Below are 23,927 nucleotides of genomic sequence, written 5' to 3'. Positions count from 1 at the left end.
CATGGACGCTTTGCCCACTGTCGATGCCGTCGACCCCGCTGGGCACCTCTGTGTTCAACTGCTGGGGCGCTTCGGGGTGTCGATCGACGGCGCCGCGCTGGCGGCCGAGCGCTGGCCCAGCCTGCGTTCGGCCCAACTGGTGCAATTGCTCGCCCTCGCGCCGCGGCGGCGCCTGACGCGCGATCGCGTGATCGACGCACTGTGGCCACAACTCGAGCCCGACGCCGGCGCGGCAAACCTCCGCAAGGCCGCGCACCATGCCCGCCAGGCGCTCGGCCGGCACGACAGCATCCTGCTGCAGGGGGGCGAGGTGGTGCTGTGGCCACACGGCAGCGCCGTGGTCGATGTCGATACCTTTGAACAGCTGGCGCACACCGCGCTGGCCAGTCGCGATCGCGCCGCGTGCGCCTTGGCGGTCCAGGCTTATGGCGGCGACCTGTTGCCCGGCGCGGCCTACGAACCCTGGGCCGAAACGGCGCGCGAGCGCCTGCGGGCGCGGTGCATCGAGTTGCTGCGCGCCAGCGCGCAATGGGAACAACTCGCCCGGTGGGAGCCGACCGATGAGCCTGCCCATCGCGAGCTGATGGCACTCGAATCCGCCGCCGGCAACCGGGCCGCCGCGATCCGCTGGTATGCCCACCTGCGCGAAGCGCTGCAGCAGGAGCTGGGCGCCGTGCCGGACCGCGCCACCGAGGCCTTGTACGAACAGTGCGTCGCCGGCCTGGAGCGGCCGGGCCCGACGTTCGTCGGGCGCGCCATGGTGCGCGCACAAGTGGCGGCCTGGCTGGGCATGGCGGTCGGCGAACGGCCTGGCGGCATGGTCGTGTCCGGGCCCGCGGGCATCGGCAAGTCGGCCTTCTGCCGCGAACTCGCTGCCCTGGCCCGGGAACGCGGCTGGACGGTGGTGCGCGTGGATGCCGCGCACCCGGGGCGCGCCTACGCCGTCATCGTGACGCTGGCCGAGCACGTCATCCTGAGCGATCGGGGTGCGCTCGACCGGATCGGTGCCCCGGCCCGCTCCGTGCTGGCCCAACTCAGCCCGCTGGCGGCGCCGGCTGCCGCGCTGTCCGGCCCGTTGGGGCGGCACCAGGTGATCGGCGCGCTGCGGCGCCTGCTGCTGGCGGCGTCGGGCGGTGGCGACATGCTGGTGGTGGTCGACGACGCGCACCTGATCGACGATGCCGACGTCGACGTGCTGATGCACCTCACGGCGGCGGGGCCGCCGGTGTGCACGGTGCTGGCGATGCGCCCGCCGGCGCCCGGGGCGGCGCTGGGTCGCGGGGTGGCGCGGCTGGTTCGTTCGGACGTCATGCACGCGGTGAACCTCCAGCCGCTGGCCGACGACGAGACCCGTCGCCTGGTGGTCCAGGCCGCGCCGAACCCGCTGTCAGAAGCGATCGCGGAGCGCATCGTGCGCGTGGCAGAAGGCAACCCGTTCGCCGCGATCGAACTGGCCCGCTGTGCGCCGCCTTCGGGTGGGCAGGTCTTGCCTGCCAACGTCGCCGACGCCATCCTCGCGCGCTTGTGCGACATCCCCGAGGCCTCGCTCGCCGCGCTGAGGTGGATGGCCCTGGCCGGTGACGCCTTCGACGTCGCCACCGCGACGGCCCTGTCGCCCGACGGGGAAGCGCACGCCTTCGCGGTACTCGATGGTGCGCTGACGGCGGGCGTGCTCGTGCTGTCCGGGATGCAGTACCGCTTTCGGCACGAGCTCGTGCGCCAGGCCTTGATCGAGCAGATTCCACCGCATCAGCGGCTCAAGATGCACCGGCAGGCCGCGCAGCGCCTGGTCGAACTCGACGCCGCACCGGCGCTGGTGGCGCGCCACTGGCTGGAGGGCGGCCACCTGCGCGATGCCGTTCCCTGGCTGCTGGCCGCGGCGCGCGACGCGGCCCGCCTGGCCGCTTTCAGTGACGTGTTGCACCATCTCGAACCCGTGATCCGGCTGGAGCCGGGTCATGCCGAAGCGCTGCGCTTGCGCGCGCAGGCCCTGGATGCCTTGGGCGACCCCAAGGCCGTGGTGGCCTACCACCAGGCGGCCAACGCCGCCGACGAGCCGGCGTCGCACAACCTGCGCGCCCAGGGCGCGCTGGCGCAGATCAAGCAGGGCGATCCCAAGGGCGCGTTGCAGGCCCTGGTGGGTGTGCGACCCAACAGCGTGGAAGGCCGGCTGTGCGAGGCACTGACCTACAGCGGCGCCGCGGCGCTCGGCGCGGTGGATGCGGCGATGGGCACGAAGATGGCCGCCGAGGCGCGGCGGCTCGCGCTGCAAACCGGCGACGCCCAGGCCCTCGTGACGGCTTCGTGGGCCCAGGCCGCGGCGGCGCACGCGCGTGGGGCGCTGCACGAAAGCATCTGGGCCGACCTGCAGGACACCCGCCAGCTGCCGCACCTGGCCGTGCGCGTGTTCGACGGGCAACTGTGCATCCTGCAACGCTTCCTGTACGGCGCGCGGCCCTACCCCGAGGTCATCGCCTTTGCCCAGGGGCTGGCGGCCGAAGCCCTCCGGCTGGGCGCCGCGCGGGGGCACGCCTTCGGCATCACCATCCGTGGCGAGGCCGAACTGCTGGCAGGCGATCTCTGCGCGGCCGAGGAGCACCTCACGCAGGGTGTGCGCCTGCACCACGCCATCGGCGCCGCCACGGGCGAGGCGTTTGCCACACAGCGGCTGGCCGAGGTGGCCATGCACCGTGGCCGGCACGACGATGCCCGTGCCCTGATCGCCCAGGCGCTCGACCTGGCACGCCAGACCGACATCGGCTTTCACCTGCTGGACCGCATCTACGGCACCCGCATCCTGCTGGCGCGCAATGCGAGTGCGGCACTGCATGCGCTGGAGGATGCGCGCGAAGCCGTGCATGGCCCGCTGGAAACCTGCCCCGGCTGCCGCATCACGTTCGCCGTGCCGGCGGCCATCGCCGCGGCGCGCGCGGGTGCGCTGGAACTGGCGGAGGAATACACGGGCCAGACCGCCTACCTGGCCGATGTGGTGATGCGCCTGCCGGCCTGGCACGCGGCGCACGACGAAGTGCTCGGCCACATGGCGGTGGCGCGCGGCGAAGGAGCGGACGTGGCCGCCGCGCGCTTTGCACAGGCGGCCCGGCGCTTCCACGGCGCGGGACACCCGATCGATGCGGCGCGGTGCGAGCGGCTGGCGGCGCTGGCCTGACGCGGCACCGGCGCGCCGCTGTTCAACCGCTTTTTTTCGATCGACCCGCGCCCTTCTTGCGCGGCGCCCGGTACACCCCACCCTCCGTGGGCGGCGACACGGTCTCGAAGAACGCGTTCACCATGCGCATCGAGCGCCGCTCGGCCAGGCACAGCACGTGGGCGTAGGTGAAGATGTCCGCGTCGCTGATGCTCACCATGTGCAGGCCCGGGCCCGGCACGTATTCCACGGTGGACACGGCGGCGATGCCGATGCCCTGCGACACCGCTTCGCGGATCACCTCGCGGCTGCTGATCTCCATCACCACCTCCGCCTCCACACCGGCCTTCTCCATGGCCAGCTCCAGCGCCTTGCGCGTGGTGGAACCCTGTTCGCGCAACAGCATGCGCTCGCCCTGCAGCTCGGCCAGGCGGATGCTGCGGCGCTGCGCGAAGCGGTGCGACGAGGAGGTGAAGATGCCCACCGGGTGCCGGCTGAACGGCACCGACAGGAAGCGGTCGTCCTCCACCAGCTGTGCGAGCACGCCCACGTCGGCGCGGTAGTCCAGCAGGCGGTCGAGCACGTCCTGCGAATTGCCGGTGCTCACGCTGACCTTGATGTCGGGGTAGTGCTGGCTGAAGTCCGCCAGCATCTTCGTCACGTGGTACGGCCCCACGGCCGCCACGCGCAGGTGGCCGGTGCGCAGTTCGCCCGCGTCGCGCAGCAGGCTCACTGCGTCGGCCTCGATGCTGAAGATCTGCTGCGCATGCAGCATCAACTGCTCGCCCAGCTGCGTGAGTTGCACGCGCCGCCCGCTGCGGTGGAACAGCTCGACCTTGTAGCTCTCCTCCAGGAAGCGCACCTGCGTGGTGATGGTCGGCTGGCTCACATGCAGATGCTCTGCCGCCTTGGTGAAGCTGCCCATGCGGGCCACCGCGTAGAACGAACGGAGCTGTGTGAGTCGCATAGAAAAATTGTATAGAAGTCCGGAAATCTTTGAATTGGTCGAATCCCTAGGTGCAGTGGTTTACTGCGTCCAGAGCGGTACAGGCCCCACGAGAATCGGTCACCCACTCCAGGTCCATCCCCCGACGGAGATGGAGCAACTTGAAGCACCACAAACCGGAGACAACGCCATGATGAATCGCAGAACAGTGCTGATGGGCACGGCCGCCGCCGCAGCCAGCACGGTCGGCTTCCCGGCCCTCGCCCAGCAACAGGTCCTCACCGTTGGGCTGATCCCCTCGGAAGACTCCCGCGCCATGATCGCCAACAGCCAGAAGATGATGGACATGTTGTCCGCCGCGCTGGGCATGCCGGTCAAGCCTTTCGTGGCGGCCGACTACAACGGCGTGATCGAAGCGCTGCGCTCCAAACGGCTGGACGTGGCCTACCTCGGCCCGTTCTCGTACGTGCTGGGCGCCACCATCGCGAACATCGAGGCCTTCGCGGTCGCGGAGACCAAGAAGGCGGGGCGGACTTTCTATCACAGCCAGGTGATCGCCCACAAGGACAGCGGCATCAAGACGGTGGCCGATCTGAAAGGCAAGACCTTCGCCTTTGTCGACCCCAGCTCCACCTCGGGCCACCTGTTCCCCAAGGCCGGTCTGATGAAGGCCGGCTTCAACACCGACAAGGACTTCGGCCGCGTGATCTTCTCGGGCTCGCACGACTCCAGCGCGATCGCCGTGCAGAACAAGAAGATCGATGCCGCCGCCATTGCCGACCGCATCCTGGACGCCGCCATCGCCAAGGGCCTGGCCAAGCGCGAGGACCTGGTCGAGGTGTGGAAGTCCGACCCGATCCCCGAGTCGCCCACCGTGTGGCGCACCGATCTGCCGGCCGATCTGAAGAAGCGCGTGCAGGCCGCCTTCCTGCAGGTCAAGGACATCCCGTGGTCGGACCAGGGCCTGCTCAACGGTTTCCATCCCACGAACGACGCGGCCTACAACGTCATCCGCGACACGGCCAAGCTGCTCAACCTCGACCTGAGGAAGATGAAATGATCGAGATCCGCAACCTCACCAAGCGCTATGGCGACTTCGTGGCGCTGCACGATGTCAGCCTGACCGTGGCCAAGGGCGAGTTCGTGGTGATCCTCGGCGCCTCGGGCGCGGGCAAGTCCACGCTGCTGCGCTGCATCAACCACCTGGCCGAACCTTCGAACGGCGAGATCCGGGTGGACGGCGAACTCTCGCGCGGCGACCGCGCCGGCTTGCGCAAGGTGCGCCGCGACGTGGCCATGATCTTCCAGCACTACAACGTGGTGCCGCGCCTGTCGGTGCTGAAGAACGTGCTCACCGGCCGCCTGGGCTCCATGCCGGCCATCCTGTCCTGGTTCCAGCTGTTCCCGCGCGAGGACATCGACATCGCCCGCGAATGCCTGCGCCGTGTCGAGCTGGAGCACAAGGCCGACGTGCGCACCGACACGCTCTCGGGCGGCCAGAAACAGCGCGTGGGCATTGCCCGTGCGCTGGCCCAGCACCCCAAAGTGATCCTGGCCGACGAGCCCGTGGCCAGCCTGGACCCGAAGACCTCGCGCAAGGTGCTGCGCTACCTGCAGCAGGCGAGCCGAGAGTCCGGCATCACGGTGATCTGCAACCTGCACCAGGTGGACTACGCGCGCGAGTTCGGTCAACGGATCATCGGCGTGTCGGCCGGTCGCGTCGTGTTTGAAGGACGCCCCGACGAGCTGACCGACGAGGTGCTGCAACGCATCTACCCCGGTGGCCTCGAAGCACCTGCCGCCCCCGAAACGCCTGCGGCCTTCGTGCCCACGGTGCCCCCTGTCGCGGCCCACACCGCCCCTCAACTGGCTCTGGAGCAATCATGATCGGCATCGGACGCTACAACCTTCTCGTCGCCAAGAGCAGCGGCAACGACGGCTGGTGGAAATACGCCGCCGCTGGCGTGGGCATGCTGGCCATCATCTGGTGGGCCGCCATCGGCAGCCAGGTGAGCGTGAGTGAACTGGTGAAAGGCGCGCCGTGGATCGGCGACTTCCTCTCGCGCATGTTCCCGCCCAACTGGGAGTTCGCGAGCAAGCTCGTCACGCCCGCCATCGAGACCGTGCAGATCGCGATCTGGGGCACGCTGCTGGCCTTCGTGCTGGCGGTGCCGGTGTGCTTCCTGGCGGCGCGCAACCTCTCGCCCCATCCCGCGGTGTTCCACTTCATGCGGCAGGTGCTCAACATCATGCGCGGCATCAACGAGATCATCCTCGCGCTGATCTTCGTCGCGGCCGTCGGCCTGGGCCCGTTCCCCGGTGTGCTGGCCCTGGCGCTGCACGGCGCCGGCATGCTGGGCAAGTTCTTCGCCGAGTCCATCGAAGACATCGACCAGGGACCGATCGAGGCGCTGCGCTCCACCGGTGCGGGTCCGATCCAGATCATCATCTTCGGCGTGCTGCCGCAGGTGGTGACCGCCTGGATCGCCGTCATCCTCTACCGCTTCGAGACCAACCTGCGCCAGGCCACCGTGCTCGGCATGGTGGGCGCGGGCGGCATCGGCTTCGAACTGGTGGGCAGCATGAAGCTGTTCCAGTACCAGGACACGGCCACCTGCATTCTCGTGATCGTGGCCATGGTCATGACCGCCGATTTCGTGTCCAGCAAGCTTCGCGCCTGGATCCAGCAAGGAGCACGTTGATGGCCCCCGACAACTTCAAACTCAAGGTCAATGACCGCGAGTACAACAAGCCGGCGCAGCCGGTGGTGGTGGTGTGTGTCGATGGCTGCGAGCCCGACTACATCACCCAGGCCATCGAAGCCGGTGTGGCGCCCTTCCTGAAGAAGATGCTGGCCAAGGGCACCTCGCTGGTCGGCGACTGCGTGGTGCCGAGCTTCACCAACCCGAACAATTTGTCCATCGTCACCGGCGCACCGCCTTCGGTGCACGGCATCTGCGGCAACTACTTCCTGGACATGGCGCTGGGCAAGGAAGTGATGATGAACGACCCGGCCTACCTGCGCGCCGAAACGCTGCTGGCCGCGTTCTCCCGGGCCGGCGCCAGCGTGGCGGTGGTGACCGCCAAGGACAAGCTGCGCACGCTGCTGGGCCATCAGCTCGAAGGCGGCATCTGCTTCTCCGCGGAGAAGGCCGACAAGGCGACCGTGGCCGACAGCGGCATCGACCAGGTGCTCGAACTGGTGGGCAAACCCATGCCCTCGGTCTACAGCGCCGACCTGAGCGAGTTCGTGTTCGCCGCCGGCGTGAAGCTGATGGAGACGCGCCGCCCCGACCTGATGTACCTCTCGACCACCGACTACGTGCAGCACAAGTGCGCACCCGGCACCGAAGGCGCGAACGACTTCTACGCCATGATGGACGGCTACCTCGCGCAGCTCGACGCGATGGGCGCGGTGATCGCGCTCACGGCCGACCACGGCATGAGCCCCAAGACCGACGCCGCGGGCCGCCCGCGCGTGGTGTACCTGCAGGAAGTGCTGGACGAGACGGCCGGTGCGAGCGGCAGCCGCGTGATCCTGCCCATCACCGACCCCTACGTGGTGCACCACGGCGCGCTCGGTTCCTTTGCCACCGTGTACCTGGCGCCGCGCGCGGACGCCCGCGCCATCGCCTCCGCGCTCATGTCCCACGACGGCATCGAGCTGGTGCTGACGCGCGAGCAGGCCGCCGAGCGCTTCGAACTGCCGGCCGACCGCATTGGTGACCTGGTGGTGATCTCCGACCACCTCACCGTGCTGGGCACGCGCGCATCCGAACACGACCTGAGCGGCCTCACGGTGCCGCTGCGCTCGCACGGCGGCCTCTCGGAACAGAAGGTGCCGCTGCTGTTCAACCGCCAGCTGCAAGGCCTGATCCCCGGGCGCCGCTTGCGCAACTTCGACATCTTCGACCTGGCGCTCAACCACGCCGTGGTGAGCACCCCCGCCTAGAGGCACCCATGACCGCAAACTATTTCAACCCCGTGCACAGCGTGTACGGGCCAGGGGCCCTGTTGTCTCTGCCGAAGCTGCTGGGGGGCCGCAAGGCCGCCCTGGTCACCTTCCCCGAGGCGCGACAACTCGGCCTGCTGGCCCGGCTGGAGGGCGTGCTCGGCGCGCAACTGGCCTGCGTGATCGACCAGGTGCTGCCCAACCCGGACGTGGCCGAGCTGGCCCGGACGTATGAGGATTTCTGGCGCGACCACGCCGACGTGGAGGTGATCGTGGCGGTCGGTGGCGGCAGCGCCATCGACACCGCCAAGGCGCTCATGGTCGGCACGGCCAGCGGCCGTTTCAACGAGCTGATCGACCTGCTGGCCACCGGCGCCGCGTTCACGCCGCACGCGGTGAAGCGCCTGATCGCCGTGCCCACCACGGCCGGCACCGGCAGCGAAGTGACGCCCTGGGCCACGATCTGGGACCGCGAGCGGCAGAAGAAGTACTCGCTGCACCTGCCGCAGACCTGGCCCAGCGTGGCCGTGATCGACCCCGAGCTCATGCTTTCCCTGCCCGCCTCGGTCACGCTGCAAAGCGGCCTGGACGCGCTGTCGCACGCGCTCGAATCGATCTGGAACGTCAACGCCAACCCGGTGTCTGACACCTTCGCCGTCGCGGCGGTGAGCGACATCCTGGACGTGCTGCCGCGCCTGATGCGCGACCTGGGCAATGTGGAGCTGCGCGGTCGCATGGCCCTGGCCGCGCTCAAGGCCGGCATGGCCTTCTCCAACACCAAGACCGCGCTGGCGCATTCGATCTCGTACGAAATGACGCTGCGCTACGGCCTGCCGCACGGCATCGCCTGCTCGTTCCCGCTGCCCATGGTGCTGCAACGCGCCATTGGCCACCGCGCCGATCGCGACGCCGTGCTCGGCCGGGCGCTGGGCTTGCCGCTGTCCGAAGCACCGGCGCGTCTCGCGCATTTCATCGAGGGCTTCGGCGTCAAGACCCGCTTCAGCGACTACGGCGTGAGCGACGAAGAGGCCGAACAAATGGTGCTGCACGCGCAAGGTGGCGCGCGCGGCAAGAACTTCATTGGAACCGCCGAGGAGACCCTGGCATGAACGCACGCAACCCCTTGCAGGACAGCGAACACTTCCGCGCCGAGGCCCTGCGCATCGGCGGCGAGCGCATCACGCGCGACCGCACGCTGGACATCATCAACCCCTACTCGCGCGAGCGCGTCGGCACCGTGCCCCTGGCCTCGCTGGACGATGTTCGGCTGGCCTACCGCATCGCCCATTCCTACCAGGCCACGTTGACGCGCTACGAGCGCTCCAGCATCCTGCAGAAGGCCTCGGCCCTGCTGCGGGCGCGCGCCGACGAAGCCTCGACCCTCATCACGCTCGAATCGGGCCTGTGCAAGAAGGACTCGATGTACGAGATCGGCCGCGTGGCCGACGTGCTGGTGTTCGGCGCCAACGAAGCGTTGCGCGACGACGGGCAGGTGTTCTCCTGCGACCTCACGCCGCACGGCAAGAAGCGCAAGGTCATCACCATGCGCGAGCCGTTGCAAGGTGTCATCACCGCCATCACCCCGTTCAACCACCCCATGAACCAGGTGGCGCACAAGGTGGTGCCCAGCATCGCCACCAACAACCGCATGGTGTTGAAGCCCTCCGAGAAGGTGCCGCTGTCGGCCTACTTCCTGGCCGACATCCTCTACGAAGCGGGCCTGCCGCCCGAGATGTTCCAGGTGCTCACCGGCGACCCGCGCGAGATCGCCGACGAGATGCTGGTCAACGAGCACGTGGACCTGATCACCTTCACCGGCGGCGTGCCGATCGGCAAGTACATCGCCCAGAAGGCCGGTTACCGCCGCATCGTGCTGGAACTCGGCGGCAACGATCCGCTGATCGTGATGGAGGACGCCGACCTCGACAAGGCCTCCGACCTCGCGGTGCAGGGCTCGTACAAGAACTCCGGCCAGCGCTGCACCGCCGTCAAACGCATGCTGGTGCACGAAGCGGTGGCGGCGGAATTCACCGAGCTGGTGGTGGAGAAGACGCGCCGCTGGAAACACGGCGACCCGATGGACGCGAGCATGGACATGGGCACCGTGATCGACGCGCAGGCCGCCGAGCGTTTCGAACAGCTGGTGAACGAAGCCGTGTCGCAAGGCGCGCGCCTGCTCACCGGCAACCAGCGCGACGGCGCGTTGTACGCGCCCACCGTGATCGACAACGTGCGCCCGGAGATGACCGTGGCGCGCGAAGAAACCTTCGGCCCGGTCTCGCCCATCATCCGCTTCAAGGACATCGACGAGGCCATTGCGATCTCCAACGGCACGGCCTACGGCCTGTCCTCGGGCATCTGCACCAACCGCATGGATTACGCCACCCGTTTCGCGCACGAGCTCAAGGTGGGCACAGTGAATGTGTGGGAAGTGCCGGGCTACCGCATCGAGCTCACGCCGTTCGGCGGCATCAAGGACTCGGGCCTGGGCTACAAGGAAGGTGTGCAGGAAGCGATGAAATCGTTCTGCAACGGCAAGACCTTCACGCTGCCCTGGTAGGGGGCGGCGAGGCCGGGTTCAGGCGGCACGTGCCCAAGGCAGGGTGGACGGCGCGCACGACGCACCGTCGTCGCCACCCACCAGTTCCACGCGCAAACCCTTCAGCCGCTGCGAAGCGGGGCGTGGGAAGAGGTAGGGGCATTCGTCGAGCCACAGGTCGGGCTGAACTTGCAGGTTGCACACACAGCTGTTGAAGACCAAACCTTCTTCGTCAAAGCCAGGCAGGCCGTAGATCTTGTAGACAAACACGATCGCGCTCCGGGAAGAATGAAGGACAAGGCGCAAGGCTTTGTAAGCCTTGTGTGTTCATGCTGCCACGGGTGCGCGACCAGCGCATGACCTCCGGCGCGTCGCCGCTGCAGGCCTTGTGCCAATTCGCACGGCGGCGACAGAGAAACGGCGAACGGTGGACGGTCAGCGCCCCCGCTGCTCGATCGACTCGAAGATCTGCCGGGCCAGCGGGTTGAGGTTGCGCGGGCCGAGATACAGGCGAAAGCTGACGTCGGGCAGGGCTGGCAGCTTTTCCGCGTTGCCCAGCACCCTGAGATCCGGTCCCAGCAATTCGATCGAGCGGGCCATCACGCCGAGGCCCGCCCTCACCGCGGCCCGAATGCCCACCACGTTGGGCGCGGTGTAGCGGATGCGCCAGGGCACCCCCGCGCGGTCCAGCGTCTGGATCGCCACCCGTCGGAAATAGGTCCAGTCTTCGGCGACCACCAGGGGCAGCGGCTCCTGCGGCGCGTGCCGGAACCCCGACGCCGCCAGCCAGACCATCGGCGAGGTGCGCAGCACCACCGAACGCAGGTCGGGCTCGTCCAGGGTGATCGCGATGGTGAGATCGAGATCGCCTTTGCGCAGGTCGTTGAGCAGGTTGGGGCTTCGCCCGGTGTGGATGGCGACCTGCAGGTTGGGATACCGCTGCGCCAGTTGGGCCAGCAGGTCGGGCAGGATCGATTCGGTCACGTCGTGCGGCGCTCCCAGCCGGATTTGCCCGGCCGGGCTCACGCCCGACATCGCGGAGAGCATTTCGTCGTGCAGCGTGAGCATTCGGCGTGCGTAGAGCAGCAGTTGCTGCCCCTCGGGGGTGAGTTGCACACCCCGCCCCACGCGCTCGAACAGCGGACGACCCAACTGCTCGGCGAGCCGTTGCATCTGCTGCGTCACGGCGGCCTGGCTGCGGCGGACTTCGATGGCAGCCGCCTGCATGGAATGGCGCTCCACGATCGCGACGAAGGTGCGCAGGAGCTCGGTGTCGATGTTTCTCATGGTTCACCAAATCTTATAGGTGATTCAAGGATTCGAAATCGAGTGCCCATGATGCGCTCGTACAGTTCGGGCATTCATTCAGAAGAGACAAAGCGACTGACGCGGACCCATGACCACGCTGACCGAAGAGCCCCGCCCGCCGGCGGTGCAAGACACGCCGCTCCAGGTGCTGCGCCGCTACCCGGCCCACGACCACACATTGCACGGCCTGCTGCGCAGCCGCTGCGCGGTGCGCGCGCACCAGCCCATGCTGCTGGAAGGCGAACGGGAACTGAGCTGGGCCGCGTTCGCCGCCCAGGCCGATGCGCTCGCGGCTGCGCTGCGAGACCGTGGCATCGGCACCGGCGATCGGGTGGCCATCGTCGCGCGCAACGGCACCGGCCATGTGCTGCTGCTGTTCGCGCTGGCCCGCCTGGGCGCGGTGCTGGTGCCGGTCAACCCGGAGATCGGCGTGCGCGAGCTGCGCTACGCGCTCAACCACGCGGACGTGTCCGCCGCCGTGACCGATGCGGCGGCCCTGGGCCCCGTGCGCGAGGCGATCGAGGGCTGTGCCCGCTCACCCTGGCTGGCCCTGGCCCAGCCGGCGCCCGGTCACGAGCTGCCGGACCTGGACGCGCTGGTGGCCAGCGGCGTGGGCCGCCCGTTGCCGCCGCCACCGGCGGCGGATATGCCCTGCGCCATGATCTTCACCTCCGGCACCACCGGCTTTCCCAAGGGCGTCATGCACAGCCAGCGCAACCTGCTGCTGGTGGGCGAGGCCAACATGGCCCGCATGCAGCTGCGGCCGGACGATCGCCTCCTCGTGGTGCTGCCCTTCTTCCACATCAACGCGCTCTTCTATTCCCTGGGGGGCATGTTGGCTTCGGGCTGCGCGCTGGTGCTGGTGGAGCGGTTCTCGGCCTCGCGCTTCTGGCAGACGGTGGTGGAGACCGGCGCGACGGCGGTCAACATCATCGAGGCGATGGGGACCATCCTCAAGTCGCGCGACCGCGCCGAATTCCGCCCAGAGCACCGGTTGCGCGTGGTGTACGGCGTGCGGCAGAACGCCCAGGCCGCGTTCCGCGAAGAGTTCGGCGTGCGGCACCTGCTCACCGGCTTCGGCATGACCGAGATTCCCGGCGTCACCTGCAACCCTTACGGTCAACCCGCCAAGCCCGGCAGCATGGGCGTGCTGGCCGAGCACCCCGACCCCCAGCAACCCTGGGCCGAGTGCCGCGTCGTCGACGACGAGGGCCGCGACCTCGGGTCCGACCAGGTCGGTGAACTGTGGGTGCGCACACCCGTGGCGATGCTGGGCTATTTCCGCGACCCCGAGCAGACGGCGCTGGCTTTCCACGGCGGTTGGCTCAAGACGGGCGACCTGGTGCGGCGCGACGCGGACGGCTGGTTCTTCTACGCCTCGCGCAAGAAAGACATCATTCGCCGCCGCGGCGAGAACATCGCCGGCGCCGAACTGGACATGGTCATCGGCGCGCACCCCGCCGTCTACGAAACCGCCGCCGTCGCCGTGCCGTCGGCCTTGGGCGAGGACGAGATCCTGGTGGCCGTGGTGCTCAAGCCCGACGGGCAACTCGATGCCGCGGCCGTCGCCGAGTGGTGCCGCGAGCGCCTCGCGCCGCACAAGGTGCCGCGCTACGTGGTCTTCGTCGACAGCCTGCCCCACACCCCCACCCACAAGATCGCCAAGGCACAGATGCGGCAGGACACCACCTTGCTGGCCCGCGCCGTTGACCTCGCCGCCGGTCGCTGAACCCCCTCTTTCACCCTTCCTGAACCGAGACCCACCATGGCCAAACGCAAGCAGATGCGCACCGACATCGCCTGGAGCACCACCGACACAATCACCGTGAAGGGCCTCGACGTCTGCAAGGACATCCTGGGCAAGGTGTCGCTGGGCGACATGGCCTTCCTGGAAATGACCGACCGGCTGCCCACGCCCCGCGAGTCGGTGGTGTTCAACGCCATCGCCGTCTGCCTGGTCGAGCACGGCCTCACGCCCAGCGCCCTGGTCACCCGCCTCACCATCGCCGGCGCACCCGAAGCCATGCAGGCGGCGGTGGGTGCCGGTCTGTGCGGCCTGGGCAGCGTCTTCGTGGGCAGCATGGAAGACGCTGCCCGCCTGCTGCAGCAAGCCATGCCGCAACCCGACCCGTCGGCCGACTTCGCCGCCCTGGCCGCCGCGCTGGTCGACGGCGAACTGGCCGCGGGCCGCAGCATCCCCGGCATTGGCCACCACATCCACAAGCCCGTCGATCCGCGCGCGCCGGCCCTGTTCGCCATCGCGCGCGACAACGGCTTTGAGGGTCCCTATTGCAAGCTGATGAACGCGCTGGCCGAGGAGGCCGGGCGCCGTCTGGGCAAGAGCCTGCCGGTCAACGCCACCGGCGCCATTGCCGCCATCGCGTCCGAGCTGAGGCTGCCGTGGGAGATCGTGCGCGGCATTGGCGTGATGGCGCGCGCCATCGGCCTGGTTGCCCACGTCCTCGAAGAGCTGCGCAACCCGCTCGCGCGCGAGATGAAGACCATGGTCGAAGACCTGGCCACCGCCCACTTCCGCAACGCCGACTGAATTATTCCAAGGAGACACACCATGAAACCCCTGATCCGCCCCCTGCTGCTCACCGTCCTCGGGCTCGCCTCGCTGGCCTGCTCCGCCGCCGATCCCTACCCGAACAAGCCCATCCGCATCATCGTGCCCTTCGCCCCCGGCGGCAGCGGCGACTTCATCGTGCGCACCATCTCGGACCGCTTCGCCGCGGCGATCAAGCAGTCGGTGGTGGTCGAGAACCGGGGTGGTGGCAACACCGTCACGGGCACGGAGTACGTCGCGCGGTCGGCACCGGATGGCTACACGCTGCTGTTCGCCAGCACCGCGCTGTCCACCAACCCCTCGCTCGTGCCCAACCTGAGCTACCGCACGCCGGAGGATTTCGCCCCCGTGGGCCAGGTCATTTCCTACCCGTTCGTGCTGGCGGCGCGCAGCAACCTGGAGGTCAACAACATCCCGGAGCTGATCGCCTATGCGAAAAAGAACCCGGGCGCCATCACGGCCTCGACCTCGGGTGACGGCTCTGGCGCTCACCTGGCGACCGCGTTGTTGAAGGAAGCGGCGGGCATTGACCTCATGACCATCCCGTACCGCGGCGCCGGCCCGGCCATGACCGATGTGGCCGCCGGCCACGTCGACATGACCTTCACCGGCATGTCGCAGGTCAAGCCCTTCTCGGACAGCAAGAAGGTCAAGATCCTGGCCACGTCCGGCCTCCACCGGATGAAGTCCGCCCCCGATGTGAAGACCATTGCCGAGCAGGGCGTGCCCGGTTTCAACGCGGTGGTCTGGTGGGGCATGCTCGCCCCGGCGGGCACGCCCAAGGAGATTGTTGACAAGATCAACCAGGCCCTCAAGGTGAGCCTGGCCGACCCCGAGGTGGAAAAGCGCATGGCCATCATCGATGGCGAGGTCCGCGTGTCCACGCCGCAGGAGTTCGAGAAACTCATCCGCGACGAGGTCGTGCGGTGGAAACGGCTGATCAAACCGTCCGGCGTGGCGGCGCGCTGACCATGATGGCCCCTGTTGACACCCAGGCGCTGTTGAAGGCGCGCTACGGCGCAGCGGCGCCCCCGGTGCAGGCGCCGGAGAACCCTGTCATCCAGACCCTGCTGCAGCACCGTTCGGTGCGCAGCTACACGCCCGCTGACGTGTCGGACGATGTGCTGCGGCTGATGCTGGCCGCGGCGCAATCGGCGTCCACCTCGTCCAACCTGCAGTGCTGGAGCGTGGTGGCCGTGCGCGACCCGGAGCGCAAGCAGCGGCTGGCCGCGCTGGCGGGGGACCAGCGCCATGTGCGGGCGTGCCCGCTGTTCCTCGTCTGGCTCGTCGACCTGGCGCGGCTGGACGCCACGGGGCAGCGGTTCCAGCTGCGAAGCGCCGCGCTGGACTACATGGAAATGTTGATGGTGGGCGTGATCGACGCCACGCTGGCGGCCCAGAATGCCGCTGTCGCGGCCGAGGCGCAGGGCCTGGGCATCGTCTACATCGGTGGCATGCGCGACCGCCCCGAAGAGGTGGCCGCCGAACTCGGCCTGCCGCCGCGCACCGTGGCCGTCTTCGGCATGTGCGTGGGTTACCCCGACCCGGGGCGCGCAACGGCCATCAAGCCGCGCCTGCCCGTCGCCGCGGTGTTGCACCACGAGCGCTACGACGCCGCGGCCCACATCGGTCCCGTCGACGAGTACCTGGAAACCGCGAGCGCGTTTTACCGCGACCAGCAGATGAAAACCCATGGCAACTGGGCCGAGCATTCGCTCAACCGCGTGCGGGGACCCGAGGCGATGCGGGGGCGCGAACTGCTCGCTGGCGCGCTTCGGGCGCGGGGGTTTCCGCTGCGCTGACGTGGCTGGCCGACGTCGGCGGCCAGTGCGAACCTCAGGCCGCCTGGGCCCACCGCAGGGGCGGCGGCGCGGACGCTGCGTTGCTGCTGCTCACCAGTTCCACGCGCAAGCCCTCAAGCTGGCGCGTGGACGAACGTGGGTAGAGATACGGGCATTCGTCGAGCCACAGATCGGGCTGACCCTGCAGGTTTTCCACACAGCTGTTGAAGATCAGGCCTTCTTTGACAAAGCCCGGCAAACCGAAAATCTTGTAGACCAACACGAACGCGCTCCCGGAAACGAGTGAAAGGACATGGGCGGAAGGCTCTGAAGGCCTTTTGCCCGGATGCTGTCATTCCAGCGCGACAAGAATATGACGCTCGGGGCGGGTGGTGTGTAGGACAGGTGGCCGTTTGGGTGGCGGACAACGGGAGGCGGTGACAGAACGCCCGCTGTGAGGCGACCGGGCGGCTTGTTCCCGCCGCTGGACAGGGACTTCATATTCTGAAAGCCGGGTTCGAGCACCCGAATCGAGCCACTGGGGGAAACCCCGAGTTGTCTTGTTCAGGCGATGGGCGACCGACAGAATCGACGGTCATGAAACTTGCCGACCGCTCCCTGGAAACGCTGTCCAGCCCGCCCAATGTCGACCGTACCGGGACACAAAGCCTCACCAAGGCCATCCGCCTCATGCGGGCCATTGCCGCCCGGCCGCAATTTGGCTGGCGCCTGTCCGACCTTTCCGCCGCCTGCGGCATGGACAAGGGGACGGTGCACCGCATGCTCTCGTGCATGGTGGAGGAGCGCCTGGTGCGCCAGCGCGCCAGCGACCGCCACTATCTGCCCGGGCCCTTCATGTTCGAACTCGGTCTCGCATTGCCCGACGCGATGCAGTTCCAGCGCGCGGCCGAGACCTGTGTAAACGCGTTCGCCAAACGCATGGGCGGCCTGGCGCTGTTGCTCTACCGCAGCGGCAACGAGTATGTGTGCAGCCAGCGTGCAGGCAGTCTGCAGCTCGCCGGCATGATGGTCTATCCCGGTACGCGCAGGCCCTTGTTCTCGGCCGCCGGTGGTGTGGCCATCCTGCAGACGCTGCCCGAGGAAGAGGTGCGGTGCGTCCTGGCGGAAAACGTGGCCGGCGAGATCGGCCGAAACGGCACGGTGCGCCTGGCCAGCCTCCAGAAAATGTTCGACCGCTCGGCCGAGCACGGCTGGGGCGTGAACCTGGGCGATGTGGTGCCGGGTGTGCACGCCTTCGGCATCAAGATCACCAACGAAGCCGGTGAGGCCTTTGCCTCGCTGTCGTTGGTGGGAACGGCGGAGCTGTATCCGGCCGCGCGCCTGGAACAGGTGCACCAGGAATTGCAGATCGCGGCCGACGCCCTGTCGGCCGACGCGCGTAAGTTCAATATGTGAACTTCACGCCGGCCAGCGCCTTCCCGTGAAGGCGCCGGGCCTCTACCTTCGCGGGGTCGTCTCTCATGAACCTCGCGAATGTCCTCGATCCAATCCGCCATCAACCTGGAAGACCTGCGGCAGCAGGCCCGCCGAAAACTGCCGCGCATCGCCTTTGATTTCATCGATGGCGGCGCCGATGACGAAGCCTGCCTGCAACGCAACCGCGCGGCATTCCAGCGCTACACGCTGGTGCCACGCTACCTGCGCGACGTGTCCCGGTGCGATCAGTCGGTGGAGCTCTTCGGCCACCGCTATGCGAGCCCGATCGGCATCTCGCCCACGGGTCTGGCGGGCCTGTTCCGTCCCGATGCGGACCTGATGCTGGCCGCCGCCGCGCGCGAGGCCAACGTCCCCTTCCTGCTCTCCAGTGCCGCCAACGCGGCGCTGGAAGACGCTGCGGCCATGGCACCCGACAACGTGTGGTTCCAGATGTACTGCACCACGAACGAGTCGATCAACGCCGACCTCGTGCGGCGCGCCATCCGGGCCAAAGTCCGTGTGCTGGTGGTGTCGGTGGACGTGCCGGTCAATTCCAACCGCGAGCGCAACAAGCGCAATGGCTTTTCACGCCCCTTGAAGATGACGCCCGGCGTCGTGCTCGAAGCGCTGGGCCATCCGGGCTGGGTGCTGCGCTACCTGCGCGCGGGCGGCATCCCCATGATGCGCAACTGGCTGCCCTACGCGCCCGACGGCGCGCGCGCCTCGCAAGTGGCCGACCTGTACGGCACGCTCACGCCCGCGCCCATGGTCTCGTGGCAACACATCCGCAAGATCCGCGAAGCCTGGCGCGGCCCGCTGGTCATCAAGGGCCTGCTGCACCCCGAGGACGCGCGCCAGGCGGTGCACCTGGGCGCGCAAGGCCTGATCGTCTCCAACCACGGCGGGCGCCAGCTCGACGCCGCGCCATCGCCGCTGGACATGCTGCCGGCCGTGCGCGACGCGGTGGGGTGCAACGCGGAACTCATGCTCGACAGCGGCGTTCGCCGTGGCTCCGATCTGGTGATCGCGCGTTGCCTGGGCGCGCGCTCGGCCATCTTCGGTCGACCCACCCTGTTCGGCGTGGCCGCCGCCGGCCAGCCCGGCGCGTCGCGCGCGCTCGCCATCGTGCGCGCCGAGATCGACATGGTGCTCGCGCAGATCGGCTGCCAGCGCTTCGAAGAATTGAACGAGAGCTACCTCTGGCGCGAGGGCACGCCGCTGCCGCGCGCCAGCACCCCTTTCCCCTTGCCGGTCGCCCGACCGGACACCACCACCACCCCTGAGGAGACAACATGAACGCAGCACAAGGTTTGACGCGGCGCGACGCCGTGGGTTACCTGGCCGGCATCACGACCGGCATCGCGGGCCTGGGTGCCAGCGGCACCGCCCTGGCGGCCACACAGTGGCGCGCCTACACCTACAACGCGGTCGCCACGGTCACGGCGGTCAAGGGTCTCAACGCCCTGTTCGAGGCGATCCAGAAGGAAACCCAGAGCGAGCTGAGCGTGCGCCTGAACCTGGGCGGCACGCTGCCCATCGCGGCCACCAACATCACGCAGGCCGTGGCCGACAACGTGGTGCAGCTCGGTGACGACGCCTTCTTCGTCGGCAGCGTGCCGGTGGGCGGCATCGTGCGCCTGCCGATGTTCCTGCCGCGCCGCGCGGATTTCGAAAAGGCCTGGCACGCCGCCGCACCCTACCTGCGCGCCGACTACGCGAAGAAGAACGTGGTGGTGCTGGGCCGCTACATCTTCCCCGAGAACGTGATGTGGTCGCGCAAGAAGCTGACTTCGCTGGCCGACATCGCGGGCCAGAAGATCCGCGTGATCTCGCCCGAGCAGGCCGAGTTCATCAAGCTGCTGGGTGGCATCCCCGTCACGCTGGGCACCTCCGAGGTGGCGGCCGGCATCGACCGTGGCGTGATCGACGGCGCGCTCACCGCCAGCTCGGGCTACGGCCATGTGTGGCGCGACCTGCTCAAGTACAGCTACCGCCTCAACGTGAGCTTCGTGGATTCGCTGATCCTGGTGAACAAGGACGCCTGGGACAAGCTCACGCCCGAGCAGCGCACCAAGGTGCAGGCGCTGGTGGACGAGCACACGAAACGCATGACGGCCGCGATGGCCGCCGAGGACGGCGAGATCACGAAGAAGCTGGCCGAGGGTGGCATGGTCATCACCGAACCCAGCGCGGCCGACCTGGCGGAGGCCGAGCGCCGCATCACGCCGTACTGGAAGGAGTGGGGCGAGAAGCGGCCCGCGGCGCAGGAAGCGCTGCTCAAGGTGCGCACGGCGGGAGGTCGCTGAGATGGCCGATGTTGCCGAGAGGTTGCCCATGGACACCGAGCTCCACCAGGAGGACGGTGACGCGTTCAGCCCGCCCGAAGACGCGTTCTCGCGCCTGGGCCGCCGCCTGAGCGAGTGGGCCATGGTGGGACTGGTGCTCATGATGGGCGCCGAGATGGTGGTGCGCACCTTGTTCGGCTGGTCCATCCAGTTCAGCAACGAGGTAGGGGGTTACGCGCTGGTCGCCATCACCTTTCTCTCGCTGGCCTCGGGCCAGCTCGAGCACGCCTACCACCGGGTGCATTTCGTCGAACACCGCCTCGGTCCCGTGGGCCGGGCGCGGCTGCGCCTGGGCTTCGACCTCGCGACCCTCGTGGTCACCGCGGTGCTGCTGGCCGAGTTCGTGCGTTTCGAATGGATCACCTGGAACTCCGGCGACGTGGCCGCCACCTCGCTGATGACACCGCTGTGGGTGCCCCGCTTCGTCATGCCCGTGGGCATGCTGATGCTGGCCTGGGCGTTGCTGGCCACCGTGCGCGGGGACTGGCGCCGCCTGCAGGCCGCCCACCAGGAGTGCCGCCATGCATGAGTACCTGATCATCGGCATCTTCGTGCTCTTCATCGGCCTGCTGGCCACCGGCATGTCGGTGCCCTTCGCCATCCTGCTGCCGGGCATCGCCTACCTGTGGCTGCAAGGCGGCGTGGGCGCGCTGCACGGCCTGGGGCTGGCCAGCTGGGGCAGCATGGACAGCTACACGCTGACCGCCATTCCGCTGTTCGTGCTGATGGCCGACATCCTGCAGGGCAGTGGACTGGGTCTGCGGGTCTATGGCGGCTTGTCCAAGCTGGTGCGGCGCGTGCCGGGTGGCCTGCTGCAGACCAACATCGCGGGCTGCGCCGTGTTCGCGGCGGTCAGTGGCTCCAGCGTGGCCACCGCCGCCTCGATCGGCAAGGTGGCGCTGCCCGAGCTCAAGGCGCGGGGCTACGACGCGCGCCTGGCCACCGGCTCGCTGGCCGCGGGTGGCACGCTGGGCATCCTGATCCCGCCCTCCATCGCCATGATCGTCTACGCCACCTTCACCGAAACCTCGGTGGCCAAGCTGTTCATGGCAGGTGTGATCCCGGGCATCGTGCTCACGCTGATGTTCATGGTGTACCTGGCCGTCGCGGCCATCCGCCGGCCCGAGATCGCACCGCGCGAAACCGAGGCGCTCACGCGCGAGACCGTGCTGCGCGCGTTGGTGGACATCGTGCCCTTCATGCTGCTCATCCTGGGCATCATGGGTGCGATCTACACCGGCGTGGCCACGCCCACCGAAGCCGCGGCCGCGGGTTGCATCTTCGCGGTGGTGATCGCCAAGCTTTTCGGCGAACTGTCGTGGCGCGAATTCGTGGACTGCCTCAAGCGCTCCACGCTGGTGACGAGCAACATCCTGTTCATCACCTACGCGGCCTTCATCTTTTCGTACGCCATGGCGGTGGCGGGGGTGGGCGAAGACATCACGGCCTTCATCGTCGGGCTCAACCTGAGCAAGATGGAATTCCTGTTCGCGCTCTTCATCCTGTTCACGGCGCTCGGCGCGCTGGTGGAGAGCCTGGGCATGATCGTCATCACCGTGCCGCTGCTCTACCCGCTGTTGGCGCCCTACGGCATCGACCCGGTGTGGTTCGGCATCGTGGTGGTGGTCTTCATCGAGATGGGGCAGATCACGCCACCGATCGGCATCAACCTGTTCGTGATCCAGAGCATCGCGCGCGGCAATCTGTCGGACGTGGTGATGGGCACCATTCCCTTCCACCTGATCATGTTCCTGCTGGTAGGCCTGCTGATCGTGCTGCCCGACCTCGCGCTGTGGCTGCCCAGCCAGGTGTCGGGGCGCTGAGGAAAACCGCCATGTTCCATCCCCCCGAAAAACTCAAGGCCGAGGTCTTCGCACGCATCCCCGAGCGCTTCCTCGTGCACGACCGCGAGAGCGACTGGGTCAACACCCAGCTGCACGGCGCGCCGACCCCGGTGTTCCTCGAAGGGCCGTCGTTCGACCGGCAGGGCAACCTGTGGGTGGTCGACATTCCCTGGGGCCGCATCTTCTGCATCGACCCCCGTGGCGATGTGGACCTGGTCACGCAGTACGACGGCGAACCCAACGGCCTGAAGTTCCACCCCGATGGCCGCGCCTTCATCACCGACTTCCGGCGCGGCCTCATGGTCCTGGACCCGAAGACCGGCCGGATCGAGCCCTACCTGGAGCGCGCGCGGCTCGAAGGCTTCCGCGGACTCAACGACCTGTTCTTTGCGTCCAACGGCGATCTCTACTTCACCGACCAGGGCATGAGCGGCCTGCACGACCCCAGTGGCCGCCTGTACCGCTTGCGCGCCAATGGCGATCTGGACGTCGTGCTCGCCGGCATTCCCAGCCCCAACGGGCTGGTGATGAACCTCGACGAGAGCGCGGTCTACCTGGCCGTGACGCGCGACAACGCGATCTGGCGCGTGCCGCTCACCGCGGATGGCACGGCCACCAAGGTGGGCGTGTTCATTCAGATGTCAGGCGGTGGCGGGCCCGACGGCATCGCGCTCGACGCCGAAGGCGGGCTGGCGGTGAGCCACGTGGGCTTCGGCGCGGTCTGGATCTTCAGCCCCAAGGGCGAACCGCTGTACCGCATCGACGCGCCCAACGGCGGCCTCACCACCACCAACTGCGCCTACGGCGGGGCCGATGGTCGCACGCTGCACATGCTGGAATCGCGCTCGGGCACGGTGTTCACCGCGCGCGTGCCGGTGGCCGGCCGGCCCATGCACTCGCACGCGGGCACGGCCGCCTGAGCACTACCAGACGGTCCTGCACAAGTTCAACATGTGAAACCCTGCAGGACCGCCGCACACCCAAGCGCCGCGCCCCGCGCTACCTTTGACACCAGCGACACGCCACACCACACACGATCCGGAGACAACACCATGCAATCCCTGATGCGACGCACCCTGCTGAAAGGCTTCACCGCCGTGACCGCGCTGGCCGCCCTGAGCGTGCCCGCGCTGGCGCAAGGCGACTGGCCCAGCAAGCCGGTGCGCATCATCGTGGCCTACCCGGCCGGCCAGAGCACCGACATCGCCACCCGCTACTTCGCCGAGAAGCTCACGCACGCGCTCGGCCAGAACGTCTTCGTGGAAAACCGTCCGGGCGCCTCCGGCAACATCGGCACGGTGGCGGCCGCACGCGCCACGCCCGACGGCTACACCCTGCTGATGGGGGCCTCGGGCACGCACGCCATGAACCCGGCGCTGTTCCTCAATCCGGGCTTTGACGCCGACAAGGACTTCGATCCCATCGTGCTCACCGCCTTGATCCCGTTCGCGATTTCGGCAGGGCCCAACGTGCCGGTGAACTCGCTGTCGGAACTGATCGCGCTGGCGCGCAGCAAGCCCGACAAGGTCGACGTGGCCATCCCCAGCGTGACCGGCCAGCTGGTGCTGGAGATGCTCAAGCAGCACAACGTGCCGCTCTTCGCCGTGAAGTTCAAAGGCTCGGCCGATGCCATGACCGCCGCGCTCGGTGGACACGTGCCCATCCTGATCGACACCGTGGCCGCCACGCGCACCCAACTCGGCAAGATCAAGCCGCTCGCGGTGACCACCACCGCTCCGCTGGCCTCCATGCCCGGGGTGAAGACCGCCAGCGAGCAAGGCCTGCCCAACTTCACCATCGCCGCGTGGAACGCGCTCATGGTGCCCAAGGGCGTGCCCACCGAGATCCGGACTCGCCTGGCCGGCGAGATGAAAAAGATCCTCGATCTGCCGGAAACCCACAAGGCCCTGGCCGACCTGGGCTTCGAGCGCGCACCCCCCAAGACCACGACCGAGCTCGTGGCCTGGCTGCAGGCCGAGCGGCGCAACTACGCGCAGCTGATCCAGGCCGCGCAGATGAAACCCGAATGACCGAACCGCGAACGAGCCCACAAGACAC

22 protein-coding genes are annotated in these 23,927 nt (G+C 68.3%); 18 read left to right on the top strand and 4 right to left on the bottom strand.

Going from position 1 to position 23,927, the window contains the following annotated elements; translation table 11 throughout:
- Position 1 precedes the first annotated feature (1 nt).
- Positions 2–3,169, top strand: a complete 3,168-nt coding sequence (locus tag FFS09_RS06925) for an ATP-binding protein (protein ID WP_137918134.1) — start codon at positions 2–4, stop codon at positions 3,167–3,169.
- 22 nt (positions 3,170–3,191) lie between these two features.
- Here the strand turns inward: FFS09_RS06925 and FFS09_RS06920 are convergent, their stop codons facing one another.
- Complete coding sequence (locus FFS09_RS06920; RefSeq protein WP_137918133.1) at positions 3,192–4,115, bottom strand: LysR substrate-binding domain-containing protein; 924 nt, start codon at positions 4,113–4,115, stop codon at positions 3,192–3,194.
- A 172-nt stretch (positions 4,116–4,287) separates the two neighbouring features.
- Between FFS09_RS06920 and phnD the strand changes: the two genes are divergently transcribed.
- The 6 genes from phnD to phnY are packed head-to-tail and all read left to right on the top strand — an operon-like array spanning position 4,288 to position 10,606.
- Positions 4,288–5,154, top strand: a complete 867-nt coding sequence (gene phnD, locus FFS09_RS06915) for a phosphonate ABC transporter substrate-binding protein (RefSeq protein ID WP_137918208.1) — start codon at positions 4,288–4,290, stop codon at positions 5,152–5,154.
- Positions 5,151–5,981: a phosphonate ABC transporter ATP-binding protein gene (gene phnC / locus FFS09_RS06910; RefSeq protein WP_137918132.1), complete on the top strand. Its 831-nt coding sequence runs from the start codon at positions 5,151–5,153 to the stop codon at positions 5,979–5,981. Before phnD ends, phnC begins: the two co-directional genes overlap by 4 nt.
- Positions 5,978–6,796: a phosphonate ABC transporter, permease protein PhnE gene (phnE, locus tag FFS09_RS06905; RefSeq protein ID WP_137918131.1), complete on the top strand. Its 819-nt coding sequence runs from the start codon at positions 5,978–5,980 to the stop codon at positions 6,794–6,796. Before phnC ends, phnE begins: the two co-directional genes overlap by 4 nt.
- The gene (phnA, locus tag FFS09_RS06900) at positions 6,796–8,046 is read left to right on the top strand and encodes a phosphonoacetate hydrolase (protein WP_137918130.1); all 1,251 of its coding nucleotides are present in this window, start codon (positions 6,796–6,798) and stop codon (positions 8,044–8,046) included. The genes phnE and phnA overlap by 1 nt, the downstream gene beginning before the upstream one ends.
- An 8-nt stretch (positions 8,047–8,054) precedes the next feature.
- On the top strand, positions 8,055–9,155 hold the full coding sequence (gene psrA, locus FFS09_RS06895) for an iron-containing alcohol dehydrogenase PsrA (RefSeq protein ID WP_137918129.1): 1,101 nt from the start codon (positions 8,055–8,057) through the stop codon (positions 9,153–9,155).
- On the top strand, positions 9,152–10,606 hold the full coding sequence (gene phnY, locus FFS09_RS06890; protein WP_137918128.1) for a phosphonoacetaldehyde dehydrogenase: 1,455 nt from the start codon (positions 9,152–9,154) through the stop codon (positions 10,604–10,606). Before psrA ends, phnY begins: the two co-directional genes overlap by 4 nt.
- An 18-nt stretch (positions 10,607–10,624) precedes the next feature.
- On the opposite strand, the gene FFS09_RS06885 is transcribed toward phnY, so the two are convergent.
- Together FFS09_RS06885 and FFS09_RS06880 are read right to left on the bottom strand one after the other, a co-directional pair.
- On the bottom strand, positions 10,625–10,855 hold the full coding sequence (locus FFS09_RS06885; protein WP_137918127.1) for a hypothetical protein: 231 nt from the start codon (positions 10,853–10,855) through the stop codon (positions 10,625–10,627).
- Between the two features lie 165 nt (positions 10,856–11,020).
- The gene (locus FFS09_RS06880; RefSeq protein WP_137918126.1) at positions 11,021–11,872 is read right to left on the bottom strand and encodes a LysR substrate-binding domain-containing protein; all 852 of its coding nucleotides are present in this window, start codon (positions 11,870–11,872) and stop codon (positions 11,021–11,023) included.
- A gap of 109 nt (positions 11,873–11,981) precedes the next feature.
- On the opposite strand from FFS09_RS06880, the gene FFS09_RS06875 reads away from it, so the two are divergent.
- Genes FFS09_RS06875 through FFS09_RS06860 form a run of 4 tightly spaced genes read left to right on the top strand, consistent with a single transcriptional unit; the run spans position 11,982 to position 16,264 of the window.
- Entirely contained in the window at positions 11,982–13,622 is a 1,641-nt protein-coding gene (locus FFS09_RS06875) for an AMP-binding protein (protein WP_137918125.1), read from the top strand.
- A 36-nt stretch (positions 13,623–13,658) separates the two neighbouring features.
- Positions 13,659–14,441, top strand: a complete 783-nt coding sequence (locus tag FFS09_RS06870; protein ID WP_137918124.1) for a citryl-CoA lyase — start codon at positions 13,659–13,661, stop codon at positions 14,439–14,441.
- Positions 14,442–14,462: 21 nt separating this feature from the next.
- On the top strand, positions 14,463–15,431 hold the full coding sequence (locus FFS09_RS06865) for a Bug family tripartite tricarboxylate transporter substrate binding protein (RefSeq protein WP_137918123.1): 969 nt from the start codon (positions 14,463–14,465) through the stop codon (positions 15,429–15,431).
- Between the two features lie 2 nt (positions 15,432–15,433).
- Positions 15,434–16,264: a nitroreductase family protein gene (locus FFS09_RS06860; protein ID WP_212745063.1), complete on the top strand. Its 831-nt coding sequence runs from the start codon at positions 15,434–15,436 to the stop codon at positions 16,262–16,264.
- Between the two features lie 34 nt (positions 16,265–16,298).
- Here the strand turns inward: FFS09_RS06860 and FFS09_RS06855 are convergent, their stop codons facing one another.
- Complete coding sequence (locus FFS09_RS06855; RefSeq protein ID WP_137918122.1) at positions 16,299–16,526, bottom strand: hypothetical protein; 228 nt, start codon at positions 16,524–16,526, stop codon at positions 16,299–16,301.
- 314 nt (positions 16,527–16,840) lie between these two features.
- On the opposite strand from FFS09_RS06855, the gene FFS09_RS06850 reads away from it, so the two are divergent.
- The 7 genes from FFS09_RS06850 to FFS09_RS06820 all read left to right on the top strand — a co-directional run bounded on the left by FFS09_RS06850 (position 16,841) and on the right by FFS09_RS06820 (position 23,899).
- The gene (locus FFS09_RS06850) at positions 16,841–17,659 is read left to right on the top strand and encodes an IclR family transcriptional regulator (protein WP_137918121.1); all 819 of its coding nucleotides are present in this window, start codon (positions 16,841–16,843) and stop codon (positions 17,657–17,659) included.
- Positions 17,660–17,737: 78 nt separating this feature from the next.
- Complete coding sequence (locus tag FFS09_RS06845) at positions 17,738–18,976, top strand: alpha-hydroxy acid oxidase (RefSeq protein WP_137918120.1); 1,239 nt, start codon at positions 17,738–17,740, stop codon at positions 18,974–18,976.
- The gene (dctP, locus tag FFS09_RS06840; RefSeq protein ID WP_137918119.1) at positions 18,973–19,986 is read left to right on the top strand and encodes a TRAP transporter substrate-binding protein DctP; all 1,014 of its coding nucleotides are present in this window, start codon (positions 18,973–18,975) and stop codon (positions 19,984–19,986) included. The genes FFS09_RS06845 and dctP overlap by 4 nt, the downstream gene beginning before the upstream one ends.
- Before the next feature lie 28 nt (positions 19,987–20,014).
- Positions 20,015–20,554 carry a TRAP transporter small permease gene (locus FFS09_RS06835; protein WP_171019897.1) on the top strand — a complete coding sequence of 180 codons (540 nt, stop codon included), beginning with the start codon at positions 20,015–20,017 and terminating at the stop codon, positions 20,552–20,554.
- Positions 20,547–21,848 carry a TRAP transporter large permease gene (locus FFS09_RS06830; protein WP_137918117.1) on the top strand — a complete coding sequence of 434 codons (1,302 nt, stop codon included), beginning with the start codon at positions 20,547–20,549 and terminating at the stop codon, positions 21,846–21,848. Before FFS09_RS06835 ends, FFS09_RS06830 begins: the two co-directional genes overlap by 8 nt.
- Positions 21,849–21,859: 11 nt before the next feature.
- Entirely contained in the window at positions 21,860–22,789 is a 930-nt protein-coding gene (locus FFS09_RS06825; protein WP_137918116.1) for an SMP-30/gluconolactonase/LRE family protein, read from the top strand.
- 132 nt (positions 22,790–22,921) lie between these two features.
- Positions 22,922–23,899 carry a Bug family tripartite tricarboxylate transporter substrate binding protein gene (locus FFS09_RS06820; protein ID WP_137918115.1) on the top strand — a complete coding sequence of 326 codons (978 nt, stop codon included), beginning with the start codon at positions 22,922–22,924 and terminating at the stop codon, positions 23,897–23,899.
- Positions 23,900–23,927 lie beyond the last annotated feature (28 nt).

This window comes from Hydrogenophaga sp. 2FB, from assembly GCF_005503365.1.
Lineage (GTDB): Bacteria > Pseudomonadota > Gammaproteobacteria > Burkholderiales > Burkholderiaceae_C > Hydrogenophaga.
The sequence above is the reverse complement of the archived record's forward strand: the minus strand, read 5'-3'. Positions and strand labels throughout refer to the sequence as shown.

What these genes read in the sequence shown, in the direction of transcription:
- FFS09_RS06845 (WP_137918120.1), top strand. Translation starts at nt 17,738, where the DNA reads ATGTCCTCGATCCAATCCGCCATCAACCTGGAAGACCTGCGGCAGCAG.
- phnD (WP_137918208.1), top strand. Translation starts at nt 4,288, where the DNA reads ATGAATCGCAGAACAGTGCTGATGGGCACGGCCGCCGCCGCAGCCAGC.
- FFS09_RS06830 (WP_137918117.1), top strand. Translation starts at nt 20,547, where the DNA reads ATGCATGAGTACCTGATCATCGGCATCTTCGTGCTCTTCATCGGCCTG.
- FFS09_RS06925 (WP_137918134.1), top strand. Translation starts at nt 2, where the DNA reads ATGGACGCTTTGCCCACTGTCGATGCCGTCGACCCCGCTGGGCACCTC.
- phnC (WP_137918132.1), top strand. Translation starts at nt 5,151, where the DNA reads ATGATCGAGATCCGCAACCTCACCAAGCGCTATGGCGACTTCGTGGCG.
- FFS09_RS06865 (WP_137918123.1), top strand. Translation starts at nt 14,463, where the DNA reads ATGAAACCCCTGATCCGCCCCCTGCTGCTCACCGTCCTCGGGCTCGCC.
- FFS09_RS06920 (WP_137918133.1), bottom strand. Translation starts at nt 4,115, where the DNA reads ATGCGACTCACACAGCTCCGTTCGTTCTACGCGGTGGCCCGCATGGGC.
- phnE (WP_137918131.1), top strand. Translation starts at nt 5,978, where the DNA reads ATGATCGGCATCGGACGCTACAACCTTCTCGTCGCCAAGAGCAGCGGC.
- FFS09_RS06880 (WP_137918126.1), bottom strand. Translation starts at nt 11,872, where the DNA reads ATGAGAAACATCGACACCGAGCTCCTGCGCACCTTCGTCGCGATCGTG.
- FFS09_RS06850 (WP_137918121.1), top strand. Translation starts at nt 16,841, where the DNA reads ATGAAACTTGCCGACCGCTCCCTGGAAACGCTGTCCAGCCCGCCCAAT.
- phnY (WP_137918128.1), top strand. Translation starts at nt 9,152, where the DNA reads ATGAACGCACGCAACCCCTTGCAGGACAGCGAACACTTCCGCGCCGAG.
- FFS09_RS06835 (WP_171019897.1), top strand. Translation starts at nt 20,015, where the DNA reads ATGGACACCGAGCTCCACCAGGAGGACGGTGACGCGTTCAGCCCGCCC.
- phnA (WP_137918130.1), top strand. Translation starts at nt 6,796, where the DNA reads ATGGCCCCCGACAACTTCAAACTCAAGGTCAATGACCGCGAGTACAAC.
- FFS09_RS06860 (WP_212745063.1), top strand. Translation starts at nt 15,434, where the DNA reads ATGATGGCCCCTGTTGACACCCAGGCGCTGTTGAAGGCGCGCTACGGC.
- FFS09_RS06875 (WP_137918125.1), top strand. Translation starts at nt 11,982, where the DNA reads ATGACCACGCTGACCGAAGAGCCCCGCCCGCCGGCGGTGCAAGACACG.
- FFS09_RS06870 (WP_137918124.1), top strand. Translation starts at nt 13,659, where the DNA reads ATGGCCAAACGCAAGCAGATGCGCACCGACATCGCCTGGAGCACCACC.
- FFS09_RS06825 (WP_137918116.1), top strand. Translation starts at nt 21,860, where the DNA reads ATGTTCCATCCCCCCGAAAAACTCAAGGCCGAGGTCTTCGCACGCATC.
- dctP (WP_137918119.1), top strand. Translation starts at nt 18,973, where the DNA reads ATGAACGCAGCACAAGGTTTGACGCGGCGCGACGCCGTGGGTTACCTG.
- psrA (WP_137918129.1), top strand. Translation starts at nt 8,055, where the DNA reads ATGACCGCAAACTATTTCAACCCCGTGCACAGCGTGTACGGGCCAGGG.
- FFS09_RS06820 (WP_137918115.1), top strand. Translation starts at nt 22,922, where the DNA reads ATGCAATCCCTGATGCGACGCACCCTGCTGAAAGGCTTCACCGCCGTG.